Genomic DNA, 22,705 nt, shown 5'->3' on the forward strand with positions numbered 1-22,705 from the left:
GGGACGGGTGCGCGCGTGCTGCTGGTGGCGCGCCGTCTGCCGGAGCTCGAGGAGGTCCGCGAGCAGATCGAGGATGCCGGCGGGACCGCAGAGGTGTACCCCTGCGACCTGACCGACTTCGACGCGATCGACCGGCTGGTCAAGGACGTGCTGGCCGCCCACGGCGCCGTCGACTACCTCGTCAACAACGCGGGCCGGTCGATCCGGCGTTCGCTGGAGCTCACCTACGACCGCTTCCACGACATCGAGCGGACGATGGCGATCAACTACATGGGGCCCGTGCGGCTGACCATGGGCCTGCTGCCGGCGATGCGCGCCCAGCGGTTCGGCCATGTCGTCAACATCGTGACTTGGGGCATCCAGATCAAGGCACCCAAGTTCGCTCCCTACATCGCCTCGAAGGCGGCCCTCGACACGTTCTCCCGCATCGCCGGGCGCGAGGTCTTCTTCGACAACGTCACCTTCACCAACATGCGGGTCTCGCTCGTGCACACGCCGATGACCGCCCCGACAGAGGCCTACCGCGGGATGCGCGGGCTGACGCCTGAGCAGGCGGCGGAGCGAGTCGTCCGCGCGCTGGAGGACCGTCCGCTGACGGTCAACACGCGCATCGCCGACCTCTACGAGGTCTTCAACCTGGTCACCCCGCGGCTCGCCGACTTCACGCTCGCGCTCGCGCACCGGGCCGTCGGCGACTCGGCGGCGGCGCGTGCCGCGCGGGGCCAGTCCGAGGTCGCCAGCGAGGAGGCCTCCAGCGCGGCCGCTGTGCAGGAGAGCGATCCCGGGGCAGGGGCGCCCCAAGGCGCTGCGGACCGGTCAGACCCGCGCTGACGGCAGGACGGGCGTCGGGCGCGGCCCGAGCCGGATCTTCCCCTGGGCGATCGCCACACCGAGGAGGACGACGGCGCCGCCGACCGGCTGGTACCAGTGCGGGTCCTCGGACAGCACCACCATGCCGACCGCGATGGCGAAGATCGGGCTCAGGTAGGTCACGTACGAGGCCGTCGACCCGCCGACCCAGCGGATGTTGCGGTTGTGGATCGCCAGCGCGACGCCCGTGCCGACGGCGCCGAGAACGAGCACCGAGGCGAGCACCTCCGGCGAGAGTGTCCACGGCGCCGGCGGCGGGCCGTCGACGACCGGCGCGACCACCGCCATGATGGCCGTCGCCCAGACCAGCTGACCGGCGCTGCCGGCGAGGTCGGACTCGATCCTCGGCGTCAGGAACTTGTGCTGGTAGGGGATCGCGAGCCCGTAACAGGCAGCGGCGACGCCGCAGAGGAGCTGGCCCGTGAGACTCGCGCCCTCGGGTCCGTGCCACGCGCCAAGGATGACGAGTGTTCCGGCGAAGCCGACGAGCAGTCCGATGGCCTTGGCGGTGGTGAACCGCTCGGTGCGGAAGAGCCACACGGCGAAGGGAAGGGTGAAGAGCGGCGTCGTTCCATTCCAGATGCCGGCGAGCAACGAGGGAATTTCCTGCTCCCCGTAGCCGAAGAGCGTGAAGGCACACGAGGTGAGCACACCGGGCACGGCGAGGTGTGCCCACGTGAGCAGGTCGCGCGGCATCCGGTGGCCGGCGACGCGCATGATCACCAGCACGGCCAGTGCGCCAGAGGCGACGCGCCCGAGAGTGACGTAGACCGGGTGCAGTTCCCGGATGCCGACGCTGATGAAGAGGAAGCTGCAGCCCCAGATCGCCGCGAGGCCGATCAGCCAGGGAAGCCAGACGCGCGCGGGTGGTGCAGGTGTCGTCACGCAGCAAGCATGGCGGCGTACGACGTGGGGGTCATCCGAATTTCGACCATCAGGAGCGATCGTGGCCGGACCGTGACCGCCGTCGGTCAGCCGGCCTTCTCGCCGCGCGCCTGCTTGGCGGCCTCGACGGACTGCTGCAGCGCGGCGAGCAGGTCGACGACCTCACCCGCAGACTTGGTGGAGGTCTCCGTGCGCTGGACCTCTCCGCCCTCGATCTTGGCCTTGACCACGGCGTCGACGGCCTCGGCATAGTCGTCCTCGAGCTCGGCGGGGTCGAAGTCGCCCGCGAGGGTCTCGACGAGCATCCGCGCCATCTTGAGCTCGTTGGCCTTCACCTCGCCCGCGTCGACGCTGAAGTCGGGGGTGCGGATCTCGTCGGGCCACATGAGCGTCTGGAGCACGATCACCTCGCCTGCCTCGGTCTCGCGGACACGGAGGAGGGCCGGCGCGGTGCGCTGGCGCAGGGCGACGGTCACGACGGCGACGCGGTCGGACTCCTGGAGCGCCTGGCGCAGCAGGGCGTAGGGCTTGGCGCCGGTCTTCTCCGGCTCGAGGTAGTAGCTCTTCTCGAAGAGCATCGGGTCGATCTGGTCGCTGGGCACGAACTTCTCGACAGCGATCTCGCGGCTGGAGCTGATCGGGAGCTCGCGCAGGTCGTCGTCGGTGAGGATGACCATCTCGCCGTCCTCGGTCTCGTAGCCCTTGGCGATGTCCGCGTAGGCGACCTCCTCGCCGTCGAGCGAGCAGATCCGCTGGTAGCGGATCCGGCCACCGTCCTTGGCGTGGACCTGCCGGAAGGACACGTCGTGGCTCTCGGTCGCTGAGTACAGCTTGACCGGAACGCTCACGAGGCCGAACGAGACGGCCCCCTTCCAGATAGCGCGCATGTCTTCACGGTATCCGAGAAGATGGGAGACATGCCGTTCGTGCCGCCGATGCTCGCCACCAAGGGCGACCGCGTGCCCGTGGGCCCGGACTGGGTCCACGAGGTGAAGTGGGACGGCATCCGGGTGATCGTCTGTGTCGAGCCGGCCGGTGTGCGCGCCTTCGCGCGCAGCGGCAACGAGCGGACGCGCGACTTCCCGCAGCTCGCGGGACTGGCCGCGCTGGGGCACACCATGGTGCTTGACGGTGAGCTCGCGGCTCCGGACGAGCTCGGCCGGCCGTCGTTCGGGGCCCTGCAGCGGGGCGGTCCGGCGCGCCTCTACGTCTTCGACGTGCTCTCCCTGGACGGCGTGGACCTGACGGCCCAGCCCTGGAGCGAGCGCCGCGCCGCGCTCGACGCGCTTCACCTCGGCGACGAGCACTGGGTCGTCCCTCCGGTGTACGACGACGGGGAGGCGCTCCTGGAGGCGACGGGTGCTCAGGGGCTCGAGGGGATCGTCTCGAAGCTCCGCTCCGCGCCGTACCGGCCGGGAGTGCGGAGCCGGGACTGGCTGAAGTTCCCGCACCGGCCGCGGCGTTCGGTGGTGATCGGCGGCTGGCGCGGCGAGAAGGGAAGCGACGCACGCCTCGGTGCGCTGCTGGTGGGGGAGCCGACGCCCGACGGGCTCGTCTTCCGTGGGCGGGTGGGCAGTGGCCTCGCCGGCCGTGCGGGTGCCGCGCTGCTGCCGATGCTGGCCGATCTGACGCGCGCCGACAGCCCCTTCGTCACGTCGATGTCGCGCGTCGACTCACTCGGCACGCACTGGGTGGAGCCGGTCGTCGTGGTGGACGTCGAGTCGCTCGGCATGACGCGTGACGGACGCCTGCGGCAGCCGTCGTACCAAGGAGTGCGGAGCGACCTCGTGCCCGCCGACCTGGAGGCACAGTCGTGAGCCCGGCCGGCACGGAGGTCGTGACGGAGGTCGACGGCCGCCGGCTGACGCTCAGCAACCTGCCCAAGGTGCTCTATCCCGCGACCGGCACGACGAAGGGCGAGGTGCTCGACTACTACGTCCGCATCGCACCGGTGCTCCTTCCTCACATCGCCGATCGCGCGGTGACCCGGATCAGGTGGCCGCACGGCGTCGCGAAGGGGAGCTTCTTCGAGAAGAACGCGCCGGCGGGGGCGCCCTCGTGGCTCACGACGATCTCTGTACCGACCACCGGTTCGCGCGCCTCGAGTGAGGCGGGGGAGATCAACTTCCCGGTCGTCGACGGGCTCGCTGCGCTGGTCTACCTGGTCAACCTCGCCTCGCTCGAGCTCCACGTCCACCAGTGGAAGGTCGACGGCTCGGGCCAGCCCGGTCCACCCGACCGGCTCGTCGTCGACCTCGACCCCGGGGAGGGTGCCGGGCTCCTGCAGTGCTGCGAGGTGGCGCTGCTCGCACGTGACCTGCTGGCGACGCGAGGCCTGGTCGCGAAGCCGGTGACCAGTGGCTCGAAGGGACTTCACCTCTACGTGCCGCTCGATGGTTCGCTCTCCTCCGACGACGCGACCGGACTCGCCAAGGAGGTCGCCGAGGAGTTGCAGGCGTCCCATCCGAAGCTGGTCACGGCGACGATGACCAAGGCGCGGCGTACGGGGAAGGTCTTCTTCGACTGGTCGCAGAACTCGGGCTCCAAGACCACGGTGGCGCCGTACTCCCTCCGTGGGCGGGAGCGTCCGACCGTGGCGACGCCGGTGACGTGGGACGAGGTCGAGGAGGGGGCTGGGGACGAGTTCGCGCTCGACCAGTTCCGGTACGACGAGGTGCTGGCGCGCGTCGCCGAGAAGGGCGATCTCTTCGGCTGACCCGGGCCTTTGCGACGCGTGGAGGAATGCGCGGATCGGAAAGGGGCACTATCGCTGGTCTAGACCGGTGTGCAAAGGTCTCCGTAGAAAGTGCTCCCTCTCGGGCTAGGAGAACTCGTGGATATTCAGGAATTCAACGACCGCTACGACGTGGTCGGGACACTCGGGAAGGTCGGGATCGCGATCGCGATCCTGATCATCACGTGGATCGTCGCGAAGGTGGTCGCCAACATCTTCGCCAAGCTCGTCAACAAGGTGCCCGCGCTGCAGAAGGCAGGCGCCGACGGGCAGAGCCTCGGCAAGTCGCTCGGCTCGATCGCCTCGCTCCTGGTCTGGCTCTTCGGCCTCATGGCGGTGCTGCAGCTCTTCGGCCTGACCCAGGTGCTCGCACCGGTCCAGAACATGCTGAACGGCGTCTTCGCCTTCCTGCCGAACATCATCGGAGCGGGTCTGGTCTTCGTCGTCGGCGCGATCATCGCCAAGATCGTCCGGCAGCTCGTCGAGACCGCGCTCGGCGCGGTGCCGTTCGACAAGTGGCTGGGCAAGGGCAAGAGCTCCCTGGAGAACGCCACCGGTGTCGGCGAGGTCCCGGGCTCTGCTCCGGCCCACGCGGCCACGGTGCCGGGTCACTCCGCTCCCTCGGCTGAGGGCGGGCTGTCGGCGCGCTCGATCGTGAAGATGATCGGGCTCGTCCTCTACTCCATGATCATGCTGGTCGTCGCGATCTCGGCCCTGCAGATCCTCGACATCGAGGCGATCTCCGAGCCGGCGACGGACATGCTGCAGAAGATCATGGACGCGATCCCGAACGTGATCGCCGGCGCCGTGCTGCTCGCGATCGGCGTCCTGATCGCGGGCTTCGTGACGACGCTGCTCGCGGAGCTCCTCGGGGGCCTCGGCATCGACCGGGCGCTCCACAACATGGAGGTCCTGCCGGCCGGCAAGAGCGCGATTCCGACGATCACCAAGATCGTGCAGATCGCGATCGTGCTGGTCTTCGCGGTCGCCGCGACCAAGCTGCTCGGCTTCCCGGAGATCACGGCATTCCTCGAGGAGATCCTCGAGCTGGGTGGCAAGGTGGCCTTCGGTGGCGCGATCATCGCGGCCGGCTTCGTGGTCGCCAACGTCCTGGCCAAGGTGGTCGGCGGCAGTGCCGCCAACATCGTGCGCATCGCGACGCTGGTGCTCTTCGGCGCCATGGGCCTGAAGTACATGGGCCTCGCCGACTCGATCATCAACCTCGCCTTCGGTGCGCTGGTGGTCGGTGGCGCGGCGGCCGCGGCACTCGCCTTCGGCCTCGGTGGCCGCGAGGCGGCGGCGCGCCAGCTCGCCAAGATGCAGAACCAGAACAGCGGTCCGCAGGTCTGACCTGCCCCGTCGACGACGCCCCCGGGTCCTCCCGGGGGCGTCGTGCGTTGTGGGTTGTCCACAGGACCGCTGGACCGGTGGTGGACAACGCTGCTTGCGGCAGCGTAAGAACCCCTCAGAGACCTCAACTCGGGAGGAGGACTTTCGACGTGATCACCCCTGCTGCCATCCAGGACGGCACTGCTCCGCCTGCGCCGTCGGGCGCGGACGTCGGCGCCCATCGCGCGCTCGTCGAGCAGATCGACCAGCGCGTGCGCGAGAGGGTCCGTGCGGAGGGTGTCGACCCGCAGCACGAGCCCGGCGCCGTACGGCGACTGGCCGAGGAGGCAGTCCGGCTCCACGACGAGCGGAGCCTCACCGGGCAGGTGGCCCGTGTGCAGGAGCCGGGTCGCGTGATCGCGGAGGTGGTCGCACGGGTCTCGGGCTTCGGTGCTCTTCAGCCCTACCTCGACGATCCCGAGGTGGAGGAGATCTGGATCAACGAGCCCTCCCAGGTCTTCGTCGCCCGCCGCGGGCGTCACGAGCTCACTTCCACCGTGCTCACGCGAGCAGAGGTCAGCGAGCTCGTCGAGCGCATGCTCAAGTCGAGCGGCCGCCGGATCGACATGAGCCAACCGTTCGTCGACGCGATGCTCCCGGACGGCAACAGGCTCCACGTCGTCCTCGAAGGCATCGCCCGCGGCTTCTCCCCGGTCAACATCCGCAAGCACACCCTGCGCGCGACCAGGCTCGGTGACCTGGTCGAGCTCGGCAGCCTGAGCGCCCAGGGTGCGGCGTTCCTCGAGGCGAGCGTGCGGGCGGGCCTCAACATCCTCGTGGCGGGTGCGACGCAGACCGTAGGAAGACAGGATGTTTGTCTCCGAAGTGGCGAGCCGTCCTCCAGTGCCTTGAGCTAGCTAGCGCGGACTGCGTTGATCTGCACGTCGCCGCCCTGTCCCAGCACCTCAATCTCCAGCATGCCCGCGAGCTTGCGGGCCGACGAGCAGGTGCCGTCGAAGTCGACGGTCGGGACGGCAACACATCGGGCAACGACTGCCTTCGACGGATACGTGCTGTAGATCGTCACCTGCACCGGCTGGCCGCCCTTCGGGGCGATGACGTCGGTGTAGACCATTGACGCCGGAAGGTGGTGCGTCAGGCCTGACTCGGTCCACGTACCTCCAATCTGGCCCTCCTGGAAGTACGAGCCGTTCTTCAACTGCTGTGCGATCGAGTCCCCGATGCCCGGTGCCAGATCACCGAGGCCGACTGACTGGTCCGCGATGTCTGCACCGGTCACGGTGCCGTTCAGCAGGTCGGTTCCCGAGACGCCTCCCGCGGCGAAGTCGGACGCGGTGATTCCGCTGACGTCAGCGCTGGTAATGCTCCCGTCTGCAACATCTGCGCCGGTCAGCCCGCCGTTGTAGATGTCGGCTCCGGTCAGCGTGCCGTCCTTGATGTCGTAGCGGCTGATGGATCCGTCGTAGACATCTGCGCCAGTGAGTGAGCCGTTCTTGATGTCGATGCCCGCGACGGTGCCGTCCTTGATGTTGGCTCCAGTAATCACAGTGGCAGCAACGGCTCCCGTGCCACCGAGGGCGACTACAACGGTGGCTCCAACGACGACGGCTGACGTGCGACTGCGAAGGTACGAGGGGCGCTTCATGTGGCTTCTCCTGGTGCAATGGCGCGAAGGTCTCTAAGGCTATGGAGGCGACCCTGCTCTCGTGGCGATTCGCCGGACTTGCGTAGCCCTCTTTGCGGAGGCCAGAGGCCTGCACTGGGTCGCCGGGAGTACGCAGGCGGCGAAGAAACCAGCGAATTGGCCGGGCTACAGCGTCTAGAGCGGGTCGTATTCGGGGTGTTCGGCGTCCCTCATTGCGGCCTTGCGGCAGACGTCGATCGCGGCGGCCAATGCCGCGTCGGTGCCGACCATCTTGGCCTCGGCGTAGGCCCAGTGCAGGTGGCGCAGCTGGGACGTCAGCGACCGCCGTCGCTCCTCGTCCAGGCCCCGGCCCTGCAGTCGAGCCTGCGCGCGGGCGCGGGCGAAGGCGTAGACCGACTCAAGGAGTTCCCTGCCCGCTGGCATGCCTCCGATGGTCGCACCCAGTCCCGACAAAACCCACGGTGCTCGGCGGCGGCGCAGCCCCCCCGCCTAGTACCTCTTGCCGGTCCACATGCGCCCGCGGGGCACCCCGACCAGCGCAGTGGGTGGTACCCACTCGACCATGAGGGTGAAGGGGATCGCCGGGTGCGCGACGGATGGCCGCGCGAAGGCGACGAGGCCCCACCAGAGCATCCGGCCGCGCTTGTCGGGCGCCTGCTTCCACTCCAGGAGCAGCGCGGGGTGGATCGTCCCGCCTGTGTCGAACTGCAGGCCGACGGCGCACGGCAAGGGCATCGGCGTCGCGTCCATGACAGAAAAGCGTAGTCGAACAAGTGTTCGACCCGCTTGCTGTGTGCGGCGCCGGTCAGCCCTCGCCGAGGTTGATGGGCCCGGTGTTCTTGGGCTTGTCCCATGTGCGGGCCTCGCGCCAGAGACGGAGCTGTCGGCGGAGGCGCCAGTTGTCGGCGAGCCACTGGGCCACGGCGTCCTCCACCCGGTTCCAGTCCGCTGAGTCCTCGCGGTAGATGATCCAGCCGCTCTCGCCCTCGGGGCCCACGTCCTCCCCCCACTCCAAGGCGTGCCAGAACTGCAGCCCGCTCTCGACGAGGTAGCGCGCGACCGTGGGCGGCAGGCCCGCGAGGCACAGCCGGAAGCGGAGGCGGTCGAGGCCGGTCCGGACGTTGAGCCAGTCGCCGTCGTTGCCTTTCTTCCAGAGCAGGGCGGGGATGTCGGCCATGAGGTCGGCCGCCTCGATGCGCATGGTGCCGCGCACGTCGGCCTTCTTCGTCCGCCCGGTGAGCCAGGCGCCGACGAAGAGGCTGATGACGGGCAGTGACACGACGAGGGCTTCCTTCACAGCGCCCACGCTAGCGAGGCTGCCTCGCACCTGATGCCCGAAGCAGGGGGCATATTGGAAACGAGAAACCGACGCCTTGAGACGAGAGGAACCACGTTGACTTCCGACAAGCCACCGACGGTGCGCGAGGCGCACGCCCGGCTGGCGGCGGTGTGCCGCCACTTCCAGGATGACGAGGTCGTGATCCGGCAGGCCCCTGCGCGAGTACGTCACGGCGCAGGCCGAGTTCCATATACCCCCCCCCACGGGTCTAGAGATGGAGTAGCCATGAATACCGACCTGAACTTCGACACGCAGACCCACGTTATCGACGACGTCTCCTCGAGCATCGGACAGCTGACGCGCGCCCGCCACGCATCGGCGATCGTCACCGGCGAGGAGTGCGAGGCGCTCCTTAGCCTCCAGATCGCAGCCGATGAACTCCGCGTCTCGGTCGACGACTTGGCCCAGGAGATGGCGCGCGCCACCGTGGTGTCGGAGCCCCGTGGCTCGGCCTGAACGTCGACCGCATCCGCGCCTTGGCGGCGGCTGACGACGACACCATCCCGACGATCGGTGCCAGTCAGGCGCGGGCCCTCGCGCACCTCCTCGTCGGTGCCTGAGGTCGGCGGCTCGGGGGAGCGGCTCTCGCTGTTCGCGTTGAACTACCACCGGTACCTCCCCGAGATGGGTGTGCCGGTGGGGACGTCCAACGGCTACCCGCGGTTCGTCCGGTACCGGATCCCGTACGCCGTAAGGGAACTGATGCCGGATCGGGCCACGATGGACCTGCCGCCGACGGAGTTCGAGAAGGCGTACCGCGATCAGCTCGGCGAGGTCGGGGTCGACGCGATCCGGCAGCGGCTGGAGCAGATCGCTGACGACGCCGGAGACCGGCGCCTGGTGCTCATGTGCTTCGAGAAGCTAGAGCTCGGGTCACCTTGCCATCGGACAGCGTTTGGATCGTGGTGGGCGGAGCAGACTGGGGAGCCGGTCGTAGAGCTCGGGCCTATTGGCGGCGTACGTTCTGCGGGTGACCGATAGGCCAAAGGACTCCGCGCTGGGTCTGCCGCTGAGCAGGCGCGAGATCGGGCTGATCGGCTCTGCTGCGTGGCGTGACTGGGTGGACGAGACGCCGGCGGAGCAGCTGGAGACGCCGGCGGGGCACGGGAGTCTGGACGCGAAGGTCGTCGCGGCGCTGCAGTCGGCGTTGGATGCTGTCGATTTGCCCGTTTCCGTCGCGGGTGGCTCCACTCGTTGCTAGCGTGCGGCCGAGGCTCACGCGAGCCTGCTCGGGTCGTCGGAACTTTGGAACGGGGTCAGATATGCGACTTCGACTCGCCGCTGCGTGCGTCTCCGCCTCTGTTGCGGTTGCCGGGATGCCGAGCGGCCCTGGCAACGCCGCCACCACTGACGAGCCGCGGGTGGTATCGATCTCGATCGCGAAGATCGTTACACCCGTGATTCGGCCGGCCACGAACTTCGGACAGTCCGGAGCGGTGTGGGCACGGGTGAAGATCGTGTTCGAGGTGCCTCAGGTGTGGGGGTTCAGTCTTATGCGGGCGGTGTTCTCCGACGCGAGCCCGATGGCTGGCCAGGACGGCATCATGCGGTACGAGGGCGTCGACTGTACCCAGTCCTCCTCTGGGACGACGGTGACCCTCCTTTGCCCGGTGTACGCCGATGTGACCACCGGGCCGGGGTATTACCGCAGCGAGAAGACTGTGAACGTGGAGTACGTCCCGCCGGGGGAGTCAGACATCAGGACGGTCGACCTGCCTGTGCCGACGCAGCCTGGCGGGTACCTGCGGTACGCGACATCGACCCGGGTGGATGCCGCCGTGGTCTCTACGACGGATGGCCGACGGGTTCGACTGGCAGGTTCGGTGCGGCGCTGGCTGTTCAGTTGGAGCGACAACGACGGGACCGTGCGTTGGCGCCCCTACCGGTACCAGACGGTCCGGTTCTACTTCCGTCCCGAAGGGGCTACGAGCGCGGTGTACGTCGGTCAGCACACCACGAACGACCACGGTGTCTTCGTGAGGCGCTTCATGCCCCGAGGTCGTGGCACCTGGATCGCGAAGTTCAGGCAGAACAGTCGGTTCGCCGGCAGTTATGCGGCCGATCGGATTGGCTGACGTCGCGCATGACCTTCCCGTTGGAGACGCCGGAGGGGCACCCGAGCCTGGACACGAAGGTGGCGGAGGCCCTCCAAGCCCGTCTGATCCGGGATGCGATGAAGCAGCCGCAGGCCCTGTACGGCGATGATGGTGCGCGCCTCATCCTGGACGAGCAGGGCCGGGTCGTCAGCTCCTCAGGGCTGCCGGCCGACTGGCCACAGCGCCAGCCCGGTCCGACGAATTCACCCAATCCGCAGGTGCACGGCTGAGCCGTCGGGCACAGTGCGAACCATGGACAACAACCTCGGGTTCGCTGCCGGCAAGATGGTCGACCACGGTGACGGGCTGATCGGGTACCTCGCGCCAGGGAAGTTCCTCGAGTCCTTCCGCGTCCAGGCGCGGCACGTCACCGGTGTCTCCGAGACCCGGGCAAAGAGACTGACGTACCGGATCACCGTGTTCGGTCAGGGCACGACTCTGGCGGAGTTCGACGGCGCCGCAGGAGTCGCGCCCAAGCTGGACGCCTGGTTCCGTGAGTGGAACACCCGTGTCGCCGCGAACGAGGCCCAGGCTGCGGCGTACGCCGCCCCGAAGCCCGCGCCTGCTGCGGCACGGTCGGCGCCTACCGCTGCGCCCGCCGTCCCCAACCTGGCCGACCAGCTCTCCGCCCTCGTTGGCCTGCACGCTGCGGGTGCGTTGACGGACGAGGAGTTCACGGCGGCGAAGACCCGCCTTCTCGCGTGACCTCGGGGCTCCTGCCCGTGGCTGTCACAGCCCGTTGGAGGATCGCGGCATGACGTTCCAATTCGAGTACACGATGACCTTTGCCGAGGACCGCGCAGAGCCGATCGGCCGCGCCTGGGACGGCGGCTACGAGACCGAGGCTGAGGCTCTCTCGATTGCGCGGGAGGTAGCCAACGAGAATCAACGTGATGTGCGAGTGGTCGAGCTCGACTCCGCGCGACACCCGGTTCGCGTCGTAGCAACCGTCACGCCGGCAGATCACGATGAATAGCCCGGCGTGACGCGTCCCCGGCTGGCACGATCGCTACATGACCCACACCGTCGCCGCTGACACAGTCACGAAGTACCAGAGCAAGGCGATCGGCGGTGGGCGCATCGTTGCTCCGGCGCCATTGATCATGCCGGGCAGGTGGACGCATGCTGTTGCGGCCGGGGCCGACGTGACTCGCTGCGGGAGGGACGTCGTTGATCTGCGGGAATTTCCGGACCTCGTGTTCGAGACGGTCAACCCGTACCTGCGGTGCCGGGCGTGCCAAGGCCTGATCGACCCCGAGGTCCAGTAGAGCCGGCGCAGCCCTGGGTCAGTTCTCCGAGCCCGTCAGGGCCGCCAGTGCGCCTGCCGTGCAAGGGATTCGACGGCATTCGCAATCCGCTTGCTCGGTTCGGTTGAGGTCGCGGGCTGCGACGTCGTGGTCCAGCCGATCAGGTTGACGTCCAGCACGAACTTGTTCGAGTACCGGATGTTCTCGGCACTGCGGTAGGTGATCGTCGCCGTCACGGGTCCCTGCGGCGCCTCTTCATCGCCGGAAACAGCTTGGAAGACGTTCGTCATCGATGCTCGAGGAGCAAGCAGGGGGATGGAGCGCGCGTAGCGCGCGGCGATAAAGGGCAGCAGGCGCCCGTCCCGGCCGAGCTGATCCGATGTGGGCATCGGGGGATCGAAGCGCACCGCCACGTCGAGCGCGGAGCTCCGGCCGTAGTTGGCGATGCGGAGATCGATGGCCGTTGTGCTCAGCGGCGCCGGCACGAGTTCGGCGATGACGATTGGCCGGGTCTGCTCGCGACTGTCGGCGCGGGTGCCGCTCAGGGCGTAGATCGCAATGCCAGCGGTGGCGACCGCGGCGAGGGCGCTAACGCCGGAGAAGATCGTTGCCGCGTCCATGGTCAGGCCCCTTCGGACTTCGCGATGGCACCGTCGCGCAGCCAGGAGACGACGAGCACGGCAGTCTGAACGACCGCGCGGGCCTCCGCGTCCGTGGGTGGACGCGTATTGCCGGTGCTGTGTCGGTCAGGGTTCGGCCACATCAGGTCGAGCAGATTGATGAAGGTCTCGACGCCGCCCTCACGATCCGCGGGGAGGACGTGCTTCCACTTGCTCGGCTTGGTACGCATCGCACTGATGATGGAGCCAAGCGTCGCCTTTTCGTTGTTGGGCGTGACGATCGGATTGAGAAGCGCCTCGACGGCCTTGATCGCGTGATCCCACGCGTCGGAGGCGTCAGGCGATCGGCCGTACGCGTGGGTCCACGCGGTGCGCAGCTCGGACGATGCTTCGTCCTGAGGCGTCGTCGCTGCTTCAGTTGCTGCCGTCGAGCTTGCGTCGGTGACACGCTCCAGGCTGCGCCCATTCTCGGCTACGGTCCAGATCGAACCGCCCAACCGGAGAACCGCGCGAAGATCCTTCCGGTCACCGCGTTGGCCCTGTCCCAAGACACCGTCGACGGTGTCGAGGAGGCGGTCATCGGACTGCGCGGCGGCCTCGATGAACGCGTTTTGGAGCCTGTGCGCGGGAGCAGAGTGAGGGAAGTGATCGAAGCGGAGCAAGAGCGCGAGAGCGCGCATGAGCGCCACCTGATAGGTCCCGGATAGATCGTCGTAGGTGGCTTCGCTCAGCCAGGCGAGCAGCGAGGGCTTTAGATGTGGCGGCGTCCCTTCGAAGGGCCCGTCGTTGGTCGCGGCGTCGCCGCTGTGCCGCTGGGATAGGGGGCGCCATTCCGTCACGATCAGCGACCATAGTGGGCAATACCAATGGAGCGCAGGCGAGTTGCAGAGTAAGTCCGAACGGTTGTCGGACCGGCTGTCGGTGGACCGGGCTAGGGTCCGGCGGCATGACCCTTCTAGCTATTGCAGCTGCGCCGGCGGTGCCGGCTTCTGAGGTGGGATGGACTGACATTCTGACTGCGATGGTCGCGGCGGCCGCCCTCGTCCTGTCGATCATTGGCTTGGTCGTCCAGTGGCTCACTTGGAGCCGATCGGGTGCAGTCATCGCTGTCGAGGCGAGCCATGGGATCCTTCCAGCTGGCCCTGTGACCCGGATCGTCACGGTCACTGCCCTGAACAAGGGCCGCGGGCCGGCTCAGATCACCTCGTGGTGGCTTGAGCCGATTGGAGGGCCGTCCGAGGCTAAAAAGTGGTGGATGGGGAACACGGTGCTGCGTGGGTCCGATGACCTTCCGGTCCTGGTAGATGGCGAGCATCGCGTCTCCTGGTTGGTTCCCCTCGAGGCTGTCGAGTCGTCGTGCCGGCAGTGGAAGGTCGCCCGCGTCCGCCCATGCCTCAGCCTGGGATCAGGACGCGAGGTGCGAGGCAAGCCGATCAAGATCGTCTAGCCCCGTGCCGGGGCGCTCAGCGTCACTCTCGATGTGGACCCCGTGCGGCAACAGGTCTTTCGTGTCACGCCGTCTTGCCTTCCCTCGCCGGGACGTGTTCGTCCACCTGCGTCCTAAAGAAGTGTTTTTTGAAACACCATCCCGGTGGTCTTCCTCGTCCTGCCGGTGACCGTGGTCTTCGCCCTGTGGCCTGGTGCCGTTGGGTTGACGTTGATGACGCCCTGAGGGGCACAAGCGCCCCGTGGGGCAACGGAAGGATCTCGGGTGAAGCGACTGACGATGTGGGCATGGTGCCTGGCGCTGCTGGCGGACGGGCCGGTCCATCGGTCTGCTGGGGACCGGCGCGACCGCGGAGAGCGCGGCGACGTGCCCGGCTGGGTGCTGGTGACGATCATGACGGCCGGTCTGGTGACGATGCTGTGGCGGTTCGCCGGCCCGCAGCTCCAGCAGATGTTGAGCAATGCGCTCGCCCAGGTCAGCGGCTGACTCCGTGCCCGCTGACCGCTGGCCACGGGCTGAGGACGGCGCTGCGGTCGTCGACTTCGTCCTGGTGACGGTGGTCCTGCTCCCGCTGGTCCTCGGCATCCTCCATGTGGCGCTCGTGCTCCACGTGCGCAACACCTTGACGGCGGCGGCATCCGACGGTGCGCGGCTGGCGGCGACCGTCGACGCCGGTCCGGTCGACGGCGTACGACGCGCGCAGGGACAGATCGAGGCGGCGCTCTCGGCCAGGTTTGCGCGCGAGGTGTCGGCACGGCCGGCGGCAGTCGAAGGCCAGGCAGGGGTGGAGGTGCGTGTGGTCGCCGTCGTGCCCCCGCTCGGCCTCTGGGGCCCGGGCACTCGTCTCGTCCTCACCGGCCACGCCATCGAGGAGCCTCGGTGAGGAGCCGCGACGAGGCGGGCAGCGCGCTGGTCGAGTTCGTCTGGCTGGCGATGCTCTTGCTGGTGCCACTCGTCTACGTCGTGCTGGCGGTCTTCGACGTCCAGCGGGCGGCCTTCGGCGCCTCGGCAGCCTCGCGCGCGGCGGGTCGCGCCTACGCACTCGCCGACAGCGACGCTGAAGGGCTCCGCCGCGCGCGAGCGGTTGTCGAGGTCGCCATGGCAGACCAGGGCGTCGAACAGCCCGTCGACCTCGTGGTCACGTGCGAACCCGATCCGCCATGCCATCGCCGCGGCAGCACGATCATCGTCCGGGTGTCGTCGCGGGTCGTGCTGCCGCTCGTCCCCGCTGCGCTGGGCGGGGGAGCGCCAAGTTTTGCGGTCGCCTCGGAGCACCGCGTCCCGATCGGTCGCTACCGCGAGGTCGGACCATGATGCGGTGGCGAGCGGGGAGACCCCACGGGTGTGACGAGGGCGGTCAGGTCACGGTCCTGATCATCGGCTTCGCCCTCGTGCTGCTCCTCGCCGTCGGGGTGACGGTCGACGCGTCCGCGGCGTACCTCGAACGCGAGGCGCTCGCCACCCTCGCCGATGGAGCTGCCCTCGCCGCGGCCGACCAGGTGCAGGGCACGCCGGCGTACGACGGAGGGCTGGAAGGCGCAGCGCCGATCGACGTCCGCACGGCCCGGGCGACCGTTGCCCGGCACCTCAGCTTGACCGGCGCGCTCCGCGACCACCCGGGCCTCGTTGCCGTCGTCGATGTCGTCGACGACCGCGTGGTGGTCCGGCTCCGGGCGCCGCTCGACCTGCCGTTGACCGTGCACGGCCTCACCGCCACGACCGTCTCTGCAGGGGGCTCCGCTTCGGTGACTCTGGGAGCGGGGTGATGCGGGCAGGCTGGGTGACATCGGTCACGACGGAGCCGTTGGGCTCCCGCACGAGACGGTGCGGCCCCACAATGGATCCAGTCCCCGCAGAGGACCCGAGACCTCTGCGGGGACCTTCCATTTCCGCCTTCGCCTCCGGTCGTCGCGCCGCCGTCGGCGCCGCTCCTCTCGTGGCGTAGCCTTGCTCCTCGTGGCAACCACGGACTTCGACGGCGAGATCAAGCAGCTCCAGGCGACGATGCGCACCATCGAGCAGGTGCTCGATGTCGACGCGATGCGCAGGGAGATCGCCGAGCTCAGCGAGCAGGCTGGTTCGGCCGATCTCTGGGACAACCAGGAGAACGCGCAGCGGGTCACCGCCCGGCTCTCGCAGCTCAACGGTGAGCTCGAGCGCTTCAGCAGCCTCACCGGACGCATCGACGACCTCGCGGTCCTCGTCGAGATGGGCCAGGAGGAGGGCGACGCCGACACCCTCGCCGAGGCCGAGGCCGACCTCGAGCGGATCAAGAAGTCCGTCGAGGCCCTCGAGGTGCGCACGCTGCTCAACGGTGAGTACGACGCCCGCGAGGCGATCGTCTCGATCCGTGCCGGTGCCGGTGGCGTCGACGCCGCTGACTTCGCCGAGCAGCTCATGCGGATGTACACCCGATGGGCCGAGCGCAACAAGTACTCTGTCGAGGTCTTCGACGTCTCCTACGCCGAGGAGGCGGGCATCAAGTCCGCCGAGTTCGCGATCCACGCGCCCTACGGCTACGGCACCCTGTCGGTCGAGGCCGGCACGCACCGCCTTGTCCGGATCTCGCCCTTCGACAACCAGGGACGCCGCCAGACGTCGTTCGCCGCGGTCGAGGTCGTGCCGGTCCTCGAGCAGACCGACAACATCGAGGTCGACGAGAACGACCTCCGCGTCGACGTCTTCCGCTCGGGTGGCCCCGGCGGCCAGTCCGTCAACACGACGGACTCCGCCGTTCGCCTCACGCACCTGCCGACCGGCATCGTCGTCTCCTGCCAGAACGAGAAGTCGCAGCTGCAGAACAAGGCCTCCGCGATGGTCGTCCTCAAGGCGAAGCTCCTCGCGAAGAAGAAGGCGGAGGAGGCCGCGCTCAAGAAGGACCTCAAGGGCGACGTGGCCGCATCGTGGGGTGACCAGATGCGCAACTACGTCCTCAACCCGTACCAGCTGGTCAAGGACCTCCGCACCGGACATGAGTCCGGCAATCCTGCCGGCGTTCTCGACGGCGACATCGACGACTTCATCGAGGCCGGCATCCGCTGGCGTCGGGGCGGCGTCGAGCAGGGCTGATCTCGACTGGCTCAGGCGTGAGTACGCGCCGCCTCGGCGGTGCAGGCGTGCAGGTACGCGCCGCCTCGGCGGTGCAGGCGTGCAGGTTGGCGCCGCCTCGGCGTCAGGAGGCGGTGGCGGCCACGCGCACGCACCAGACGCCGGCGTCGGCGATCAGCTCCTTCTCTGCTGCCGCCCGGGCGCCGGCGGGTTGGTCCGCGCGGGTCGGCATGTCGAGGGAGCAGGCGAGCCAGGCATCGCCGAAGAGACCGCGGTAGGTCACCGTCGTCCGTCCGCCGGTACGGCAGAGCGCGCCCACCGCGGGTGAGCCGAACTTCGCGGCCGGAACGGAAGTGCAGCCGGAGGTCTTCCGCGTCGCAGCAGCGAGCTGGGCGGCACGGGCGGGCGTCACCGGGGGCGCGAAGACCCAGCTCCGGGCGACGAGCTCCGCACCCGTGAAGACACAGCCGTACTCATGGGAGACGTCGTCTGTCCCGGGCAGGTGCTCACCGTTGCCGTAGTGCGCGGTGGTGACCTTCTCACCGACGGCGTCCAGGACCGCTTCGTCGCGGATGCGCGAGCAGAACGAGGCCCGCTCGACCTGCGCCACCGTGCCGTCGTACGACGCGAGGGGCGTAGGCCGGGGCGTCGCCGCGGGGGTCTCGCCGGAGCCGCTGCAACCGGCCAGGACCACGCCCGCGAGCGTTGCTGCGAGGGCGGTGCTGAGGCGGCGGACGACCACCACCGAGGGGGTACGGCGAGGCATGGCGTCCAGCCTAGGTCCAGGGGTCCGCGAGTGCAGTGCGGGGACCGGGTGCGACACGCAGGTCCCCGGTTCCCGCGTGCGACTCGCCTAGACTCCGTCCGGTGATCCGCTTCGAGAAGGTCAGCAAGACCTACCCGGGCCAGTCCCACAGCGCGCTTGACACGGTGTCGGTCGACATCGAGAAGGGCGAGTTCGTCTTCCTCGTCGGCGCCTCGGGATCTGGCAAGTCGACGTTCCTCCGCCTCATCCTGCGCGAGAGCCAGGCGACCGATGGCCGTGTCCACGTCGCCGGCAAGGACCTCAACCGCCTCGCGGGGTGGAAGGTGCCGCGGCTGCGCCGTCAGATCGGGACGGTCTTCCAGGACTTCCGTCTCCTGCAGAACAAGACGGTCGCCGAGAACGTCGCGTTCGCGCTCCAGGTGATCGGCAAGTCGCGTTCGGACATCGAGCGACTGGTGCCCGAGACCCTCGACCTGGTCGGTCTCTCCGAGAAGGCCGAGCGGATGCCGGACGAGCTCTCCGGTGGCGAGCAGCAGCGCGTCGCGATCGCGCGCGCCTTCGTCAACCGGCCGATGATCCTCATCGCCGACGAGCCGACCGGAAACCTCGACCCGACCACGTCGCTCGGCATCATGAAGCTGCTCGACCGGATCAACCGCACCGGCACGACCGTGATCATGGCGACGCACGACGCCGGCATCGTCGACCAGATGCGCAAGCGCGTCATCGAGCTCTCCGGCGGCAAGGTCGTCCGTGACGAGGCTCGCGGCGCCTACGGCTACGAGAACTGAGGCCTTCCCATGCAGATGACCTATGTCTTCACCGAGCTCAAGCAGGGCCTGCGTCGCAACGTGTCGATGCACCTTGCGGTCGTCCTCACCCTCTTCGTCTCGCTGACCCTCGTGGGCCTGGGCGCCCTGTTGAAGTTCCAGGCCGACCACGCAGAGGAGCACTTCGGCAAGATCAACCAGGTCGTGGTCTGGCTCTGCAACGACGCCTCCAAGGCGAGCACCTGCACCGGCTCGGTGAGCCCGGCGCAGAAGGCGGCGATCATCAAGGTCGTCGAGTCCAACCCCGAGGCCAAGGGTCACCACGTCGAGTCGCAGCAGGTCGCCTACGACAAGACCAAGCGCCTCTTCGGCCAGCAGTACCAGACCAAGCTCCCCGCCGACTTCGGCCCCGACGACCTGCGCGAGTCGATCTGGATCGACCTCAAGGACCGCCACGAGGCCGACGGCATCATGAGCGCCGTCCAGGGCCTCGACGGCGTCGACAGCATCCGCGACTCCCGCGGCCTGGTCGGCCCGATCTTCAAGATCCTGGACCGCATGCAGATCGGCTCGCTGCTCACCGCGGGCATCCTGCTGATGGCCGCGCTGCTGCTCGTCGCCAACACGATCCGCCTCACGGCGTACGCCCGCCGCCGGGAGATCGGCATCATGCGGCTCGTCGGCGCGGGCACGCTCTACATCATGCTGCCGTTCCTCCTCGAGGCGCTGATCACCGCGGTGGCGGGCGTCCTGCTGGCGGCCGTCGCGCTGACCTCGTTCGAGTACTTCGCGATCATCCGCGGCGTGAGTGATCTGCGCCTGATGCCGTGGGTCGACTGGACCGACCTCCGGATGGCCGTCATCGCGGCGGCGATCCTCGGCCCGATCCTCACCGTTGTCCCGACACTCCTGTTGACGCGGAAATACCTCAAGGTCTGACCCGCGTCACCTACCGTCGAACTGTTCTCTTCCCCGAACAAAGGTTCCACCCGTGGCTGGCCCCTTCCCCCTTGCCAACCATCGACGACTCGGCGCGCTGCTGCTCGCCTCGGTCGCAGCGATGGTCCTCACGACACCGGTCGCGTCCGTCGGCGACGACCTGAAGGACAAGCAGCGCCAGGTCGAGCGGAGCATCAACCGCGCCGAGGGCGCCCTCGAGTCGTCGAGCGCTCGCGCCGCCACGGCGACCGCCTCCCTGCGCAAGGCCCAGGCTTCGCTGCGCACGGCGCAGCAACGGCTGCACGGCACGCGGACGCAGCTCGCAGCCGCCGAACGCCGCGACGCAGCGATGCAGGCCGCCCTCGACCAGGCGGTCCGCAACCTCGCGGCCGCCAGGACCGCACTCGCCGAGGGGCGCGAGCAGGTCGCGGAGCAGAAGGACGCCATCGCCGCGTACGTCACGTCGGTCTACGAGCAGGGCGATCCGCGCCTGCTCGGCTTCGTCGCGGTGGCGAACGCCGGCGACCCGGGCGACATGACCCGCGCGATCGCGTTCAACGAGTCCTACACCGACCGCGAGGACGCCGTCCTCACCGACCTCGAGGCCGCCGAGCGTCAGCTCACCGTGCGCGAGGCGCAGGTGGAGGAGCGCAAGGGCAAGGTCGACGAGAGCCGCGCCGCGGCAGCGGCGAACCTGGCCGCCAAGGAGGCACTCGAGCAGAAGGCCGCCGGCGAGGCCGCTCAGGTCCGCGCCCTCGTCGGGAAGCGCGCCACCGTGTATCGGGCAGCCGCCGCCGCGCGTGCCGCCGATCGGGCCGTGCTGGCGCGGCTCGAGAGGAAGGAGCGCCAGATCTCCCAGCTCCTCGCCCGCCGGGCCCAGCGTGCCGTGCGTAACGGGGCACCGGGCAGGTCGGACGGCTACCTGTCCTTCCCCGTCAACGGACCGATCACGTCGTACTACGGCTGGCGCCGGCACCCGATCTACGGCGACATGCGCCTGCACAACGGCGTGGACTTCGGTGCTCCGTGCGGCGCCCCTCTGTACGCGGGGGCTGGAGGTGTGGTCATCGCGCGTGGCGGAGGCGACTGGGACCCGTCCGGCAACTACCTCTACATCGACCACGGGGGTGTCGCCGGCGTCGGACTGAGCACCAGCTACAGCCACGCCACGCGCTACATCGTCGGTGTCGGCCAGCGCGTGAAGCGCGGCCAGGTGGTCGGCTACGTCGGCACGACCGGCTGGTCCACCGGATGCCACCTCCACTTCACCGTCAAGGAGAACGGCGCGAACGTCGACCCGATGAAGTGGCTCTGAGCCGCCCGTCGGGAAAACCGGTCGCCCCTCCTGAGAGGATGGGACCATGGCCAGGGAACAGGGCACCAAGCCCATCGCGCAGAACAAGAAGGCGCGGCACGACTACCACATCGACGAGACGTGGGAAGCCGGCATGGTGCTGATGGGGACCGAGGTCAAGTCGCTGCGCCAGGGCCGGGCGTCGCTCGTCGACGGCTTCGCCGAGATCGACGGCGGAGAGGTCTACCTGCTCAACGTGCACATTCCGGAGTACCTCAACGGCACCTGGACCAACCATGCAGCGCGGCGCCGTCGCAAGCTGCTGCTCAACCGGGCCGAGATCACCCGAATGGAGCGGAAGCTCGGCGACAAGGGATACACCCTCGTCCCGCTGCAGCTCTACTTCAAGGATGGCCGCGCCAAGGTCGAGCTCGCGCTCGCGCGCGGCAAGAAGGCGTACGACAAGCGGCACACGCTCGCCGAGAAGCAGGCCAACCGGGAGAAGGAGCAGGCCGTCCAGCGTCGGCTCAAGGGCTACAAGGACTGACGGGTGTGGGGCACCGCGTCGCCGTGGAATAAGCGGTCGTGATCTGTCGGTTGAGCCCCGTAGACTGTGGTCGTCGGCCGCGGTCGACGCTTGAAAAATCAAGAGGGGCTGATCGGTTTCGACTTGGGACGTTAGTTCCAGGGGAAGCGGGTCGAGAAGCCAGCGTCATCTCGTTAACGATCGCTGGAAACCAATAGTTGCCAACTCTAACCGCAACGACTTCGCTCTCGCTGCCTGAGCAGTGATCGAAGGGTCAAGCCGGGCATCCGTCCTCGTCCCGGACCTTGACCTCATCTAGAGGACTTGCTGATCAACCTCCGTCGGGAGGGTTGATCGGGACTTAATCCCGACTGAGCCCGTCGGCGCACGTGTCCGTGCAAGCGCCGGGGCCGAGAAAAGCGCACACCGCGGACTACGCCCGTAGAAGACCTGGATCGACGCTCGAGGACCGGGGTTCGATTCCCCGCAGCTCCACGCCCCTCTGGCCGACGTGTGCCTGACTGTGCTTCGCGCAGCAGGCCACGTCGGTTCGTCATTTCATGCGCGGACTCCGTCCGCGTGTCCGGCTCCGCCGGACGCTCCCGCCTGCTCCGCTCACGGTGTGGTGGTTGGTCGCCTGCTTCGTTCGACGGTGTGATGGTGGCTGACCTGTGTCGTTCGGTGGGCGGGGCCGCTAGCGTCGTCGTCGTGGACTGTGTGTTCTGCTCGATCGTGGCGGGGGAGACCCCGGCCGACGTCGTGCTCGAGACAGACGAGCTCCTCGCCTTCCTCGACCGTCGGCCCGTGTTCAAGGGGCACGTGCTCCTCGTGCCCAAGGCGCACCACGTCACGTTGCCCGATCTGCCGGCGGGCCTGCGCGACCCGTTCCTCGCCGCAGCCCAGCGCCTCGCGACCGCGATGGTCGAGGGGCTCGGTGCCCAGGGCTCCTTCGTGGCGATGAACAACATCGTCAGCCAGTCCGTACCCCACCTGCACTGCCACGTGGTGCCGCGCACGAAGGGCGACGGGCTCCGCGGCTTCTTCTGGCCCCGGCACCGGTACGCCGACGGCGAGCCCTCGGCGTACGCCGCCCGGCTGCGCGCCGCGCTCGAGCGTGGCTAGGGTGGCC

The 22,705-nt window shown here is 68.7% G+C and carries 32 protein-coding genes and 1 other RNA gene; 24 read left to right on the plus strand and 9 right to left on the minus strand.

Annotation, left to right across the window (positions count from 1 at the left end; translation table 11 throughout):
- Nucleotides 1-831 (plus strand): SDR family NAD(P)-dependent oxidoreductase (locus VLF38_RS13350; protein ID WP_325271733.1); only part of this gene is annotated, 831 nt, incomplete at its 5' end.
- Here VLF38_RS13350 and VLF38_RS13355 read toward each other — a convergent pair.
- Both VLF38_RS13355 and VLF38_RS13360 read right to left on the minus strand, forming a co-directional pair.
- A complete protein-coding gene (locus VLF38_RS13355; RefSeq protein WP_325271734.1) occupies nucleotides 817-1,755 on the minus strand; it encodes a DMT family transporter in 939 nt (312 codons plus the stop codon). The genes VLF38_RS13350 and VLF38_RS13355 overlap by 15 nt on opposite strands.
- An 86-nt stretch (nucleotides 1,756-1,841) precedes the next feature.
- Nucleotides 1,842-2,642, minus strand: a complete 801-nt coding sequence (locus VLF38_RS13360) for a Ku protein (protein WP_325271735.1) — start codon at nucleotides 2,640-2,642, stop codon at nucleotides 1,842-1,844.
- A 30-nt stretch (nucleotides 2,643-2,672) separates the two neighbouring features.
- On the opposite strand from VLF38_RS13360, the gene ligD (VLF38_RS13365) reads away from it, so the two are divergent.
- The 4 genes from ligD (VLF38_RS13365) (at nucleotide 2,673) to VLF38_RS13380 (ending at nucleotide 6,735) form a co-directional block, all read left to right on the plus strand.
- Nucleotides 2,673-3,572 (plus strand): non-homologous end-joining DNA ligase, encoded by a 900-nt coding sequence (gene ligD, locus VLF38_RS13365; protein ID WP_325271736.1) that lies wholly within the window; start codon nucleotides 2,673-2,675, stop codon nucleotides 3,570-3,572.
- Entirely contained in the window at nucleotides 3,569-4,471 is a 903-nt protein-coding gene (gene ligD / locus VLF38_RS13370) for a non-homologous end-joining DNA ligase (RefSeq protein WP_325271737.1), read from the plus strand. The genes ligD (VLF38_RS13365) and ligD (VLF38_RS13370) overlap by 4 nt, the downstream gene beginning before the upstream one ends.
- A gap of 117 nt (nucleotides 4,472-4,588) precedes the next feature.
- Entirely contained in the window at nucleotides 4,589-5,839 is a 1,251-nt protein-coding gene (locus VLF38_RS13375) for a mechanosensitive ion channel (protein ID WP_325271738.1), read from the plus strand.
- 149 nt (nucleotides 5,840-5,988) lie between these two features.
- On the plus strand, nucleotides 5,989-6,735 hold the full coding sequence (locus VLF38_RS13380) for an ATPase, T2SS/T4P/T4SS family (protein ID WP_325271739.1): 747 nt from the start codon (nucleotides 5,989-5,991) through the stop codon (nucleotides 6,733-6,735).
- On the opposite strand, the gene VLF38_RS13385 is transcribed toward VLF38_RS13380, so the two are convergent.
- The 4 genes from VLF38_RS13385 to VLF38_RS13400 all read right to left on the minus strand — a co-directional run bounded on the left by VLF38_RS13385 (nucleotide 6,732) and on the right by VLF38_RS13400 (nucleotide 8,790).
- On the minus strand, nucleotides 6,732-7,385 hold the full coding sequence (locus VLF38_RS13385; RefSeq protein ID WP_325271740.1) for a hypothetical protein: 654 nt from the start codon (nucleotides 7,383-7,385) through the stop codon (nucleotides 6,732-6,734). The genes VLF38_RS13380 and VLF38_RS13385 overlap by 4 nt on opposite strands.
- Before the next feature lie 273 nt (nucleotides 7,386-7,658).
- A complete protein-coding gene (locus VLF38_RS13390; protein ID WP_325271741.1) occupies nucleotides 7,659-7,907 on the minus strand; it encodes a hypothetical protein in 249 nt (82 codons plus the stop codon).
- A gap of 66 nt (nucleotides 7,908-7,973) precedes the next feature.
- Nucleotides 7,974-8,234 carry a hypothetical protein gene (locus VLF38_RS13395; protein ID WP_325271742.1) on the minus strand — a complete coding sequence of 87 codons (261 nt, stop codon included), beginning with the start codon at nucleotides 8,232-8,234 and terminating at the stop codon, nucleotides 7,974-7,976.
- 55 nt (nucleotides 8,235-8,289) lie between these two features.
- Nucleotides 8,290-8,790, minus strand: coding sequence for a hypothetical protein (locus tag VLF38_RS13400; RefSeq protein ID WP_325271743.1), 501 nt, complete (start codon nucleotides 8,788-8,790; stop codon nucleotides 8,290-8,292).
- 258 nt (nucleotides 8,791-9,048) lie between these two features.
- Here VLF38_RS13400 and VLF38_RS13405 point away from each other — a divergent pair, with 258 nt between their 5' ends.
- From VLF38_RS13405 to VLF38_RS13435, 7 genes are all read left to right on the plus strand, one after another.
- Nucleotides 9,049-9,279 carry a hypothetical protein gene (locus VLF38_RS13405; RefSeq protein ID WP_325271744.1) on the plus strand — a complete coding sequence of 77 codons (231 nt, stop codon included), beginning with the start codon at nucleotides 9,049-9,051 and terminating at the stop codon, nucleotides 9,277-9,279.
- A gap of 96 nt (nucleotides 9,280-9,375) precedes the next feature.
- A complete protein-coding gene (locus tag VLF38_RS13410; protein WP_325271745.1) occupies nucleotides 9,376-9,804 on the plus strand; it encodes a hypothetical protein in 429 nt (142 codons plus the stop codon).
- A gap of 380 nt (nucleotides 9,805-10,184) precedes the next feature.
- Nucleotides 10,185-10,898, plus strand: coding sequence for a hypothetical protein (locus VLF38_RS13415; RefSeq protein ID WP_325271746.1), 714 nt, complete (start codon nucleotides 10,185-10,187; stop codon nucleotides 10,896-10,898).
- Nucleotides 10,899-10,906: 8 nt separating this feature from the next.
- Nucleotides 10,907-11,149, plus strand: a complete 243-nt coding sequence (locus VLF38_RS13420) for a hypothetical protein (protein ID WP_325271747.1) — start codon at nucleotides 10,907-10,909, stop codon at nucleotides 11,147-11,149.
- A 22-nt stretch (nucleotides 11,150-11,171) separates the two neighbouring features.
- Complete coding sequence (locus tag VLF38_RS13425; protein ID WP_325271748.1) at nucleotides 11,172-11,624, plus strand: SHOCT domain-containing protein; 453 nt, start codon at nucleotides 11,172-11,174, stop codon at nucleotides 11,622-11,624.
- 49 nt (nucleotides 11,625-11,673) lie between these two features.
- The gene (locus VLF38_RS13430; RefSeq protein ID WP_325271749.1) at nucleotides 11,674-11,895 is read left to right on the plus strand and encodes a hypothetical protein; all 222 of its coding nucleotides are present in this window, start codon (nucleotides 11,674-11,676) and stop codon (nucleotides 11,893-11,895) included.
- A gap of 37 nt (nucleotides 11,896-11,932) precedes the next feature.
- The gene (locus VLF38_RS13435) at nucleotides 11,933-12,187 is read left to right on the plus strand and encodes a hypothetical protein (RefSeq protein WP_325271750.1); all 255 of its coding nucleotides are present in this window, start codon (nucleotides 11,933-11,935) and stop codon (nucleotides 12,185-12,187) included.
- A 35-nt stretch (nucleotides 12,188-12,222) separates the two neighbouring features.
- On the opposite strand, the gene VLF38_RS13440 is transcribed toward VLF38_RS13435, so the two are convergent.
- On the minus strand, nucleotides 12,223-12,786 hold the full coding sequence (locus tag VLF38_RS13440; RefSeq protein ID WP_325271751.1) for a hypothetical protein: 564 nt from the start codon (nucleotides 12,784-12,786) through the stop codon (nucleotides 12,223-12,225).
- A gap of 2 nt (nucleotides 12,787-12,788) precedes the next feature.
- The gene (locus tag VLF38_RS13445; RefSeq protein ID WP_325271752.1) at nucleotides 12,789-13,625 is read right to left on the minus strand and encodes a hypothetical protein; all 837 of its coding nucleotides are present in this window, start codon (nucleotides 13,623-13,625) and stop codon (nucleotides 12,789-12,791) included.
- Between the two features lie 107 nt (nucleotides 13,626-13,732).
- Here VLF38_RS13445 and VLF38_RS13450 point away from each other — a divergent pair, with 107 nt between their 5' ends.
- The 6 genes from VLF38_RS13450 to prfB all read left to right on the plus strand — a co-directional run bounded on the left by VLF38_RS13450 (nucleotide 13,733) and on the right by prfB (nucleotide 17,302).
- The gene (locus VLF38_RS13450) at nucleotides 13,733-14,233 is read left to right on the plus strand and encodes a hypothetical protein (RefSeq protein WP_325271753.1); all 501 of its coding nucleotides are present in this window, start codon (nucleotides 13,733-13,735) and stop codon (nucleotides 14,231-14,233) included.
- A gap of 264 nt (nucleotides 14,234-14,497) precedes the next feature.
- The gene (locus VLF38_RS13455; protein WP_325271754.1) at nucleotides 14,498-14,719 is read left to right on the plus strand and encodes a hypothetical protein; all 222 of its coding nucleotides are present in this window, start codon (nucleotides 14,498-14,500) and stop codon (nucleotides 14,717-14,719) included.
- Between the two features lie 4 nt (nucleotides 14,720-14,723).
- A complete protein-coding gene (locus VLF38_RS13460; protein ID WP_325271755.1) occupies nucleotides 14,724-15,116 on the plus strand; it encodes a TadE/TadG family type IV pilus assembly protein in 393 nt (130 codons plus the stop codon).
- Nucleotides 15,113-15,547 carry a hypothetical protein gene (locus tag VLF38_RS13465; protein ID WP_325271756.1) on the plus strand — a complete coding sequence of 145 codons (435 nt, stop codon included), beginning with the start codon at nucleotides 15,113-15,115 and terminating at the stop codon, nucleotides 15,545-15,547. The genes VLF38_RS13460 and VLF38_RS13465 overlap by 4 nt, the downstream gene beginning before the upstream one ends.
- Nucleotides 15,544-15,999, plus strand: a complete 456-nt coding sequence (locus VLF38_RS13470) for a pilus assembly protein TadG-related protein (protein WP_325271757.1) — start codon at nucleotides 15,544-15,546, stop codon at nucleotides 15,997-15,999. The genes VLF38_RS13465 and VLF38_RS13470 overlap by 4 nt, the downstream gene beginning before the upstream one ends.
- Nucleotides 16,000-16,189: 190 nt before the next feature.
- A complete protein-coding gene (prfB, locus tag VLF38_RS13475; RefSeq protein WP_325271758.1) occupies nucleotides 16,190-17,302 on the plus strand; it encodes a peptide chain release factor 2 in 1,113 nt (370 codons plus the stop codon).
- A gap of 103 nt (nucleotides 17,303-17,405) precedes the next feature.
- Here the strand turns inward: prfB and VLF38_RS13480 are convergent, their stop codons facing one another.
- On the minus strand, nucleotides 17,406-18,047 hold the full coding sequence (locus VLF38_RS13480; protein ID WP_325271759.1) for a hypothetical protein: 642 nt from the start codon (nucleotides 18,045-18,047) through the stop codon (nucleotides 17,406-17,408).
- A gap of 101 nt (nucleotides 18,048-18,148) precedes the next feature.
- Between VLF38_RS13480 and ftsE the strand changes: the two genes are divergently transcribed.
- From ftsE to VLF38_RS13510, 6 genes are all read left to right on the plus strand, one after another.
- A complete protein-coding gene (gene ftsE, locus VLF38_RS13485; RefSeq protein ID WP_107700429.1) occupies nucleotides 18,149-18,838 on the plus strand; it encodes a cell division ATP-binding protein FtsE in 690 nt (229 codons plus the stop codon).
- 9 nt (nucleotides 18,839-18,847) lie between these two features.
- Nucleotides 18,848-19,756: a permease-like cell division protein FtsX gene (gene ftsX, locus VLF38_RS13490; RefSeq protein WP_325271760.1), complete on the plus strand. Its 909-nt coding sequence runs from the start codon at nucleotides 18,848-18,850 to the stop codon at nucleotides 19,754-19,756.
- A gap of 52 nt (nucleotides 19,757-19,808) precedes the next feature.
- Nucleotides 19,809-21,071, plus strand: coding sequence for a peptidoglycan DD-metalloendopeptidase family protein (locus tag VLF38_RS13495; RefSeq protein WP_325271761.1), 1,263 nt, complete (start codon nucleotides 19,809-19,811; stop codon nucleotides 21,069-21,071).
- A gap of 46 nt (nucleotides 21,072-21,117) precedes the next feature.
- The gene (smpB, locus tag VLF38_RS13500; RefSeq protein WP_325271762.1) at nucleotides 21,118-21,597 is read left to right on the plus strand and encodes an SsrA-binding protein SmpB; all 480 of its coding nucleotides are present in this window, start codon (nucleotides 21,118-21,120) and stop codon (nucleotides 21,595-21,597) included.
- A gap of 104 nt (nucleotides 21,598-21,701) precedes the next feature.
- Nucleotides 21,702-22,074: a transfer-messenger RNA gene (gene ssrA / locus VLF38_RS13505) on the plus strand.
- A 159-nt stretch (nucleotides 22,075-22,233) separates the two neighbouring features.
- Nucleotides 22,234-22,698 (plus strand): HIT family protein, encoded by a 465-nt coding sequence (locus VLF38_RS13510; RefSeq protein WP_414689399.1) that lies wholly within the window; start codon nucleotides 22,234-22,236, stop codon nucleotides 22,696-22,698.
- The last annotated feature ends 7 nt before the right edge of the window (nucleotides 22,699-22,705 follow it).

Source organism: Nocardioides sp. (assembly GCF_035481145.1).
Lineage (GTDB): Bacteria > Actinomycetota > Actinomycetes > Propionibacteriales > Nocardioidaceae > Nocardioides.

Bases quoted from the DNA above. Each gene is read 5' to 3' on its own strand.
- VLF38_RS13360 (WP_325271735.1), bottom strand. From the start codon at position 2,642: ATGCGCGCTATCTGGAAGGGGGCCGTCTCGTTCGGCCTCGTGAGCGTT.
- ligD (WP_325271736.1), top strand. From the start codon at position 2,673: ATGCCGTTCGTGCCGCCGATGCTCGCCACCAAGGGCGACCGCGTGCCC.
- VLF38_RS13390 (WP_325271741.1), bottom strand. From the start codon at position 7,907: ATGCCAGCGGGCAGGGAACTCCTTGAGTCGGTCTACGCCTTCGCCCGC.
- VLF38_RS13395 (WP_325271742.1), bottom strand. From the start codon at position 8,234: ATGGACGCGACGCCGATGCCCTTGCCGTGCGCCGTCGGCCTGCAGTTC.
- VLF38_RS13405 (WP_325271744.1), top strand. From the start codon at position 9,049: ATGAATACCGACCTGAACTTCGACACGCAGACCCACGTTATCGACGAC.
- VLF38_RS13420 (WP_325271747.1), top strand. From the start codon at position 10,907: ATGACCTTCCCGTTGGAGACGCCGGAGGGGCACCCGAGCCTGGACACG.
- VLF38_RS13425 (WP_325271748.1), top strand. From the start codon at position 11,172: ATGGACAACAACCTCGGGTTCGCTGCCGGCAAGATGGTCGACCACGGT.
- VLF38_RS13430 (WP_325271749.1), top strand. From the start codon at position 11,674: ATGACGTTCCAATTCGAGTACACGATGACCTTTGCCGAGGACCGCGCA.
- VLF38_RS13435 (WP_325271750.1), top strand. From the start codon at position 11,933: ATGACCCACACCGTCGCCGCTGACACAGTCACGAAGTACCAGAGCAAG.
- VLF38_RS13440 (WP_325271751.1), bottom strand. From the start codon at position 12,786: ATGGACGCGGCAACGATCTTCTCCGGCGTTAGCGCCCTCGCCGCGGTC.
- VLF38_RS13450 (WP_325271753.1), top strand. From the start codon at position 13,733: ATGACCCTTCTAGCTATTGCAGCTGCGCCGGCGGTGCCGGCTTCTGAG.
- VLF38_RS13470 (WP_325271757.1), top strand. From the start codon at position 15,544: ATGATGCGGTGGCGAGCGGGGAGACCCCACGGGTGTGACGAGGGCGGT.
- VLF38_RS13480 (WP_325271759.1), bottom strand. From the start codon at position 18,047: ATGCCTCGCCGTACCCCCTCGGTGGTGGTCGTCCGCCGCCTCAGCACC.
- ftsX (WP_325271760.1), top strand. From the start codon at position 18,848: ATGCAGATGACCTATGTCTTCACCGAGCTCAAGCAGGGCCTGCGTCGC.
- smpB (WP_325271762.1), top strand. From the start codon at position 21,118: ATGGCCAGGGAACAGGGCACCAAGCCCATCGCGCAGAACAAGAAGGCG.
- VLF38_RS13510 (WP_414689399.1), top strand. From the start codon at position 22,234: ATGGTGGCTGACCTGTGTCGTTCGGTGGGCGGGGCCGCTAGCGTCGTC.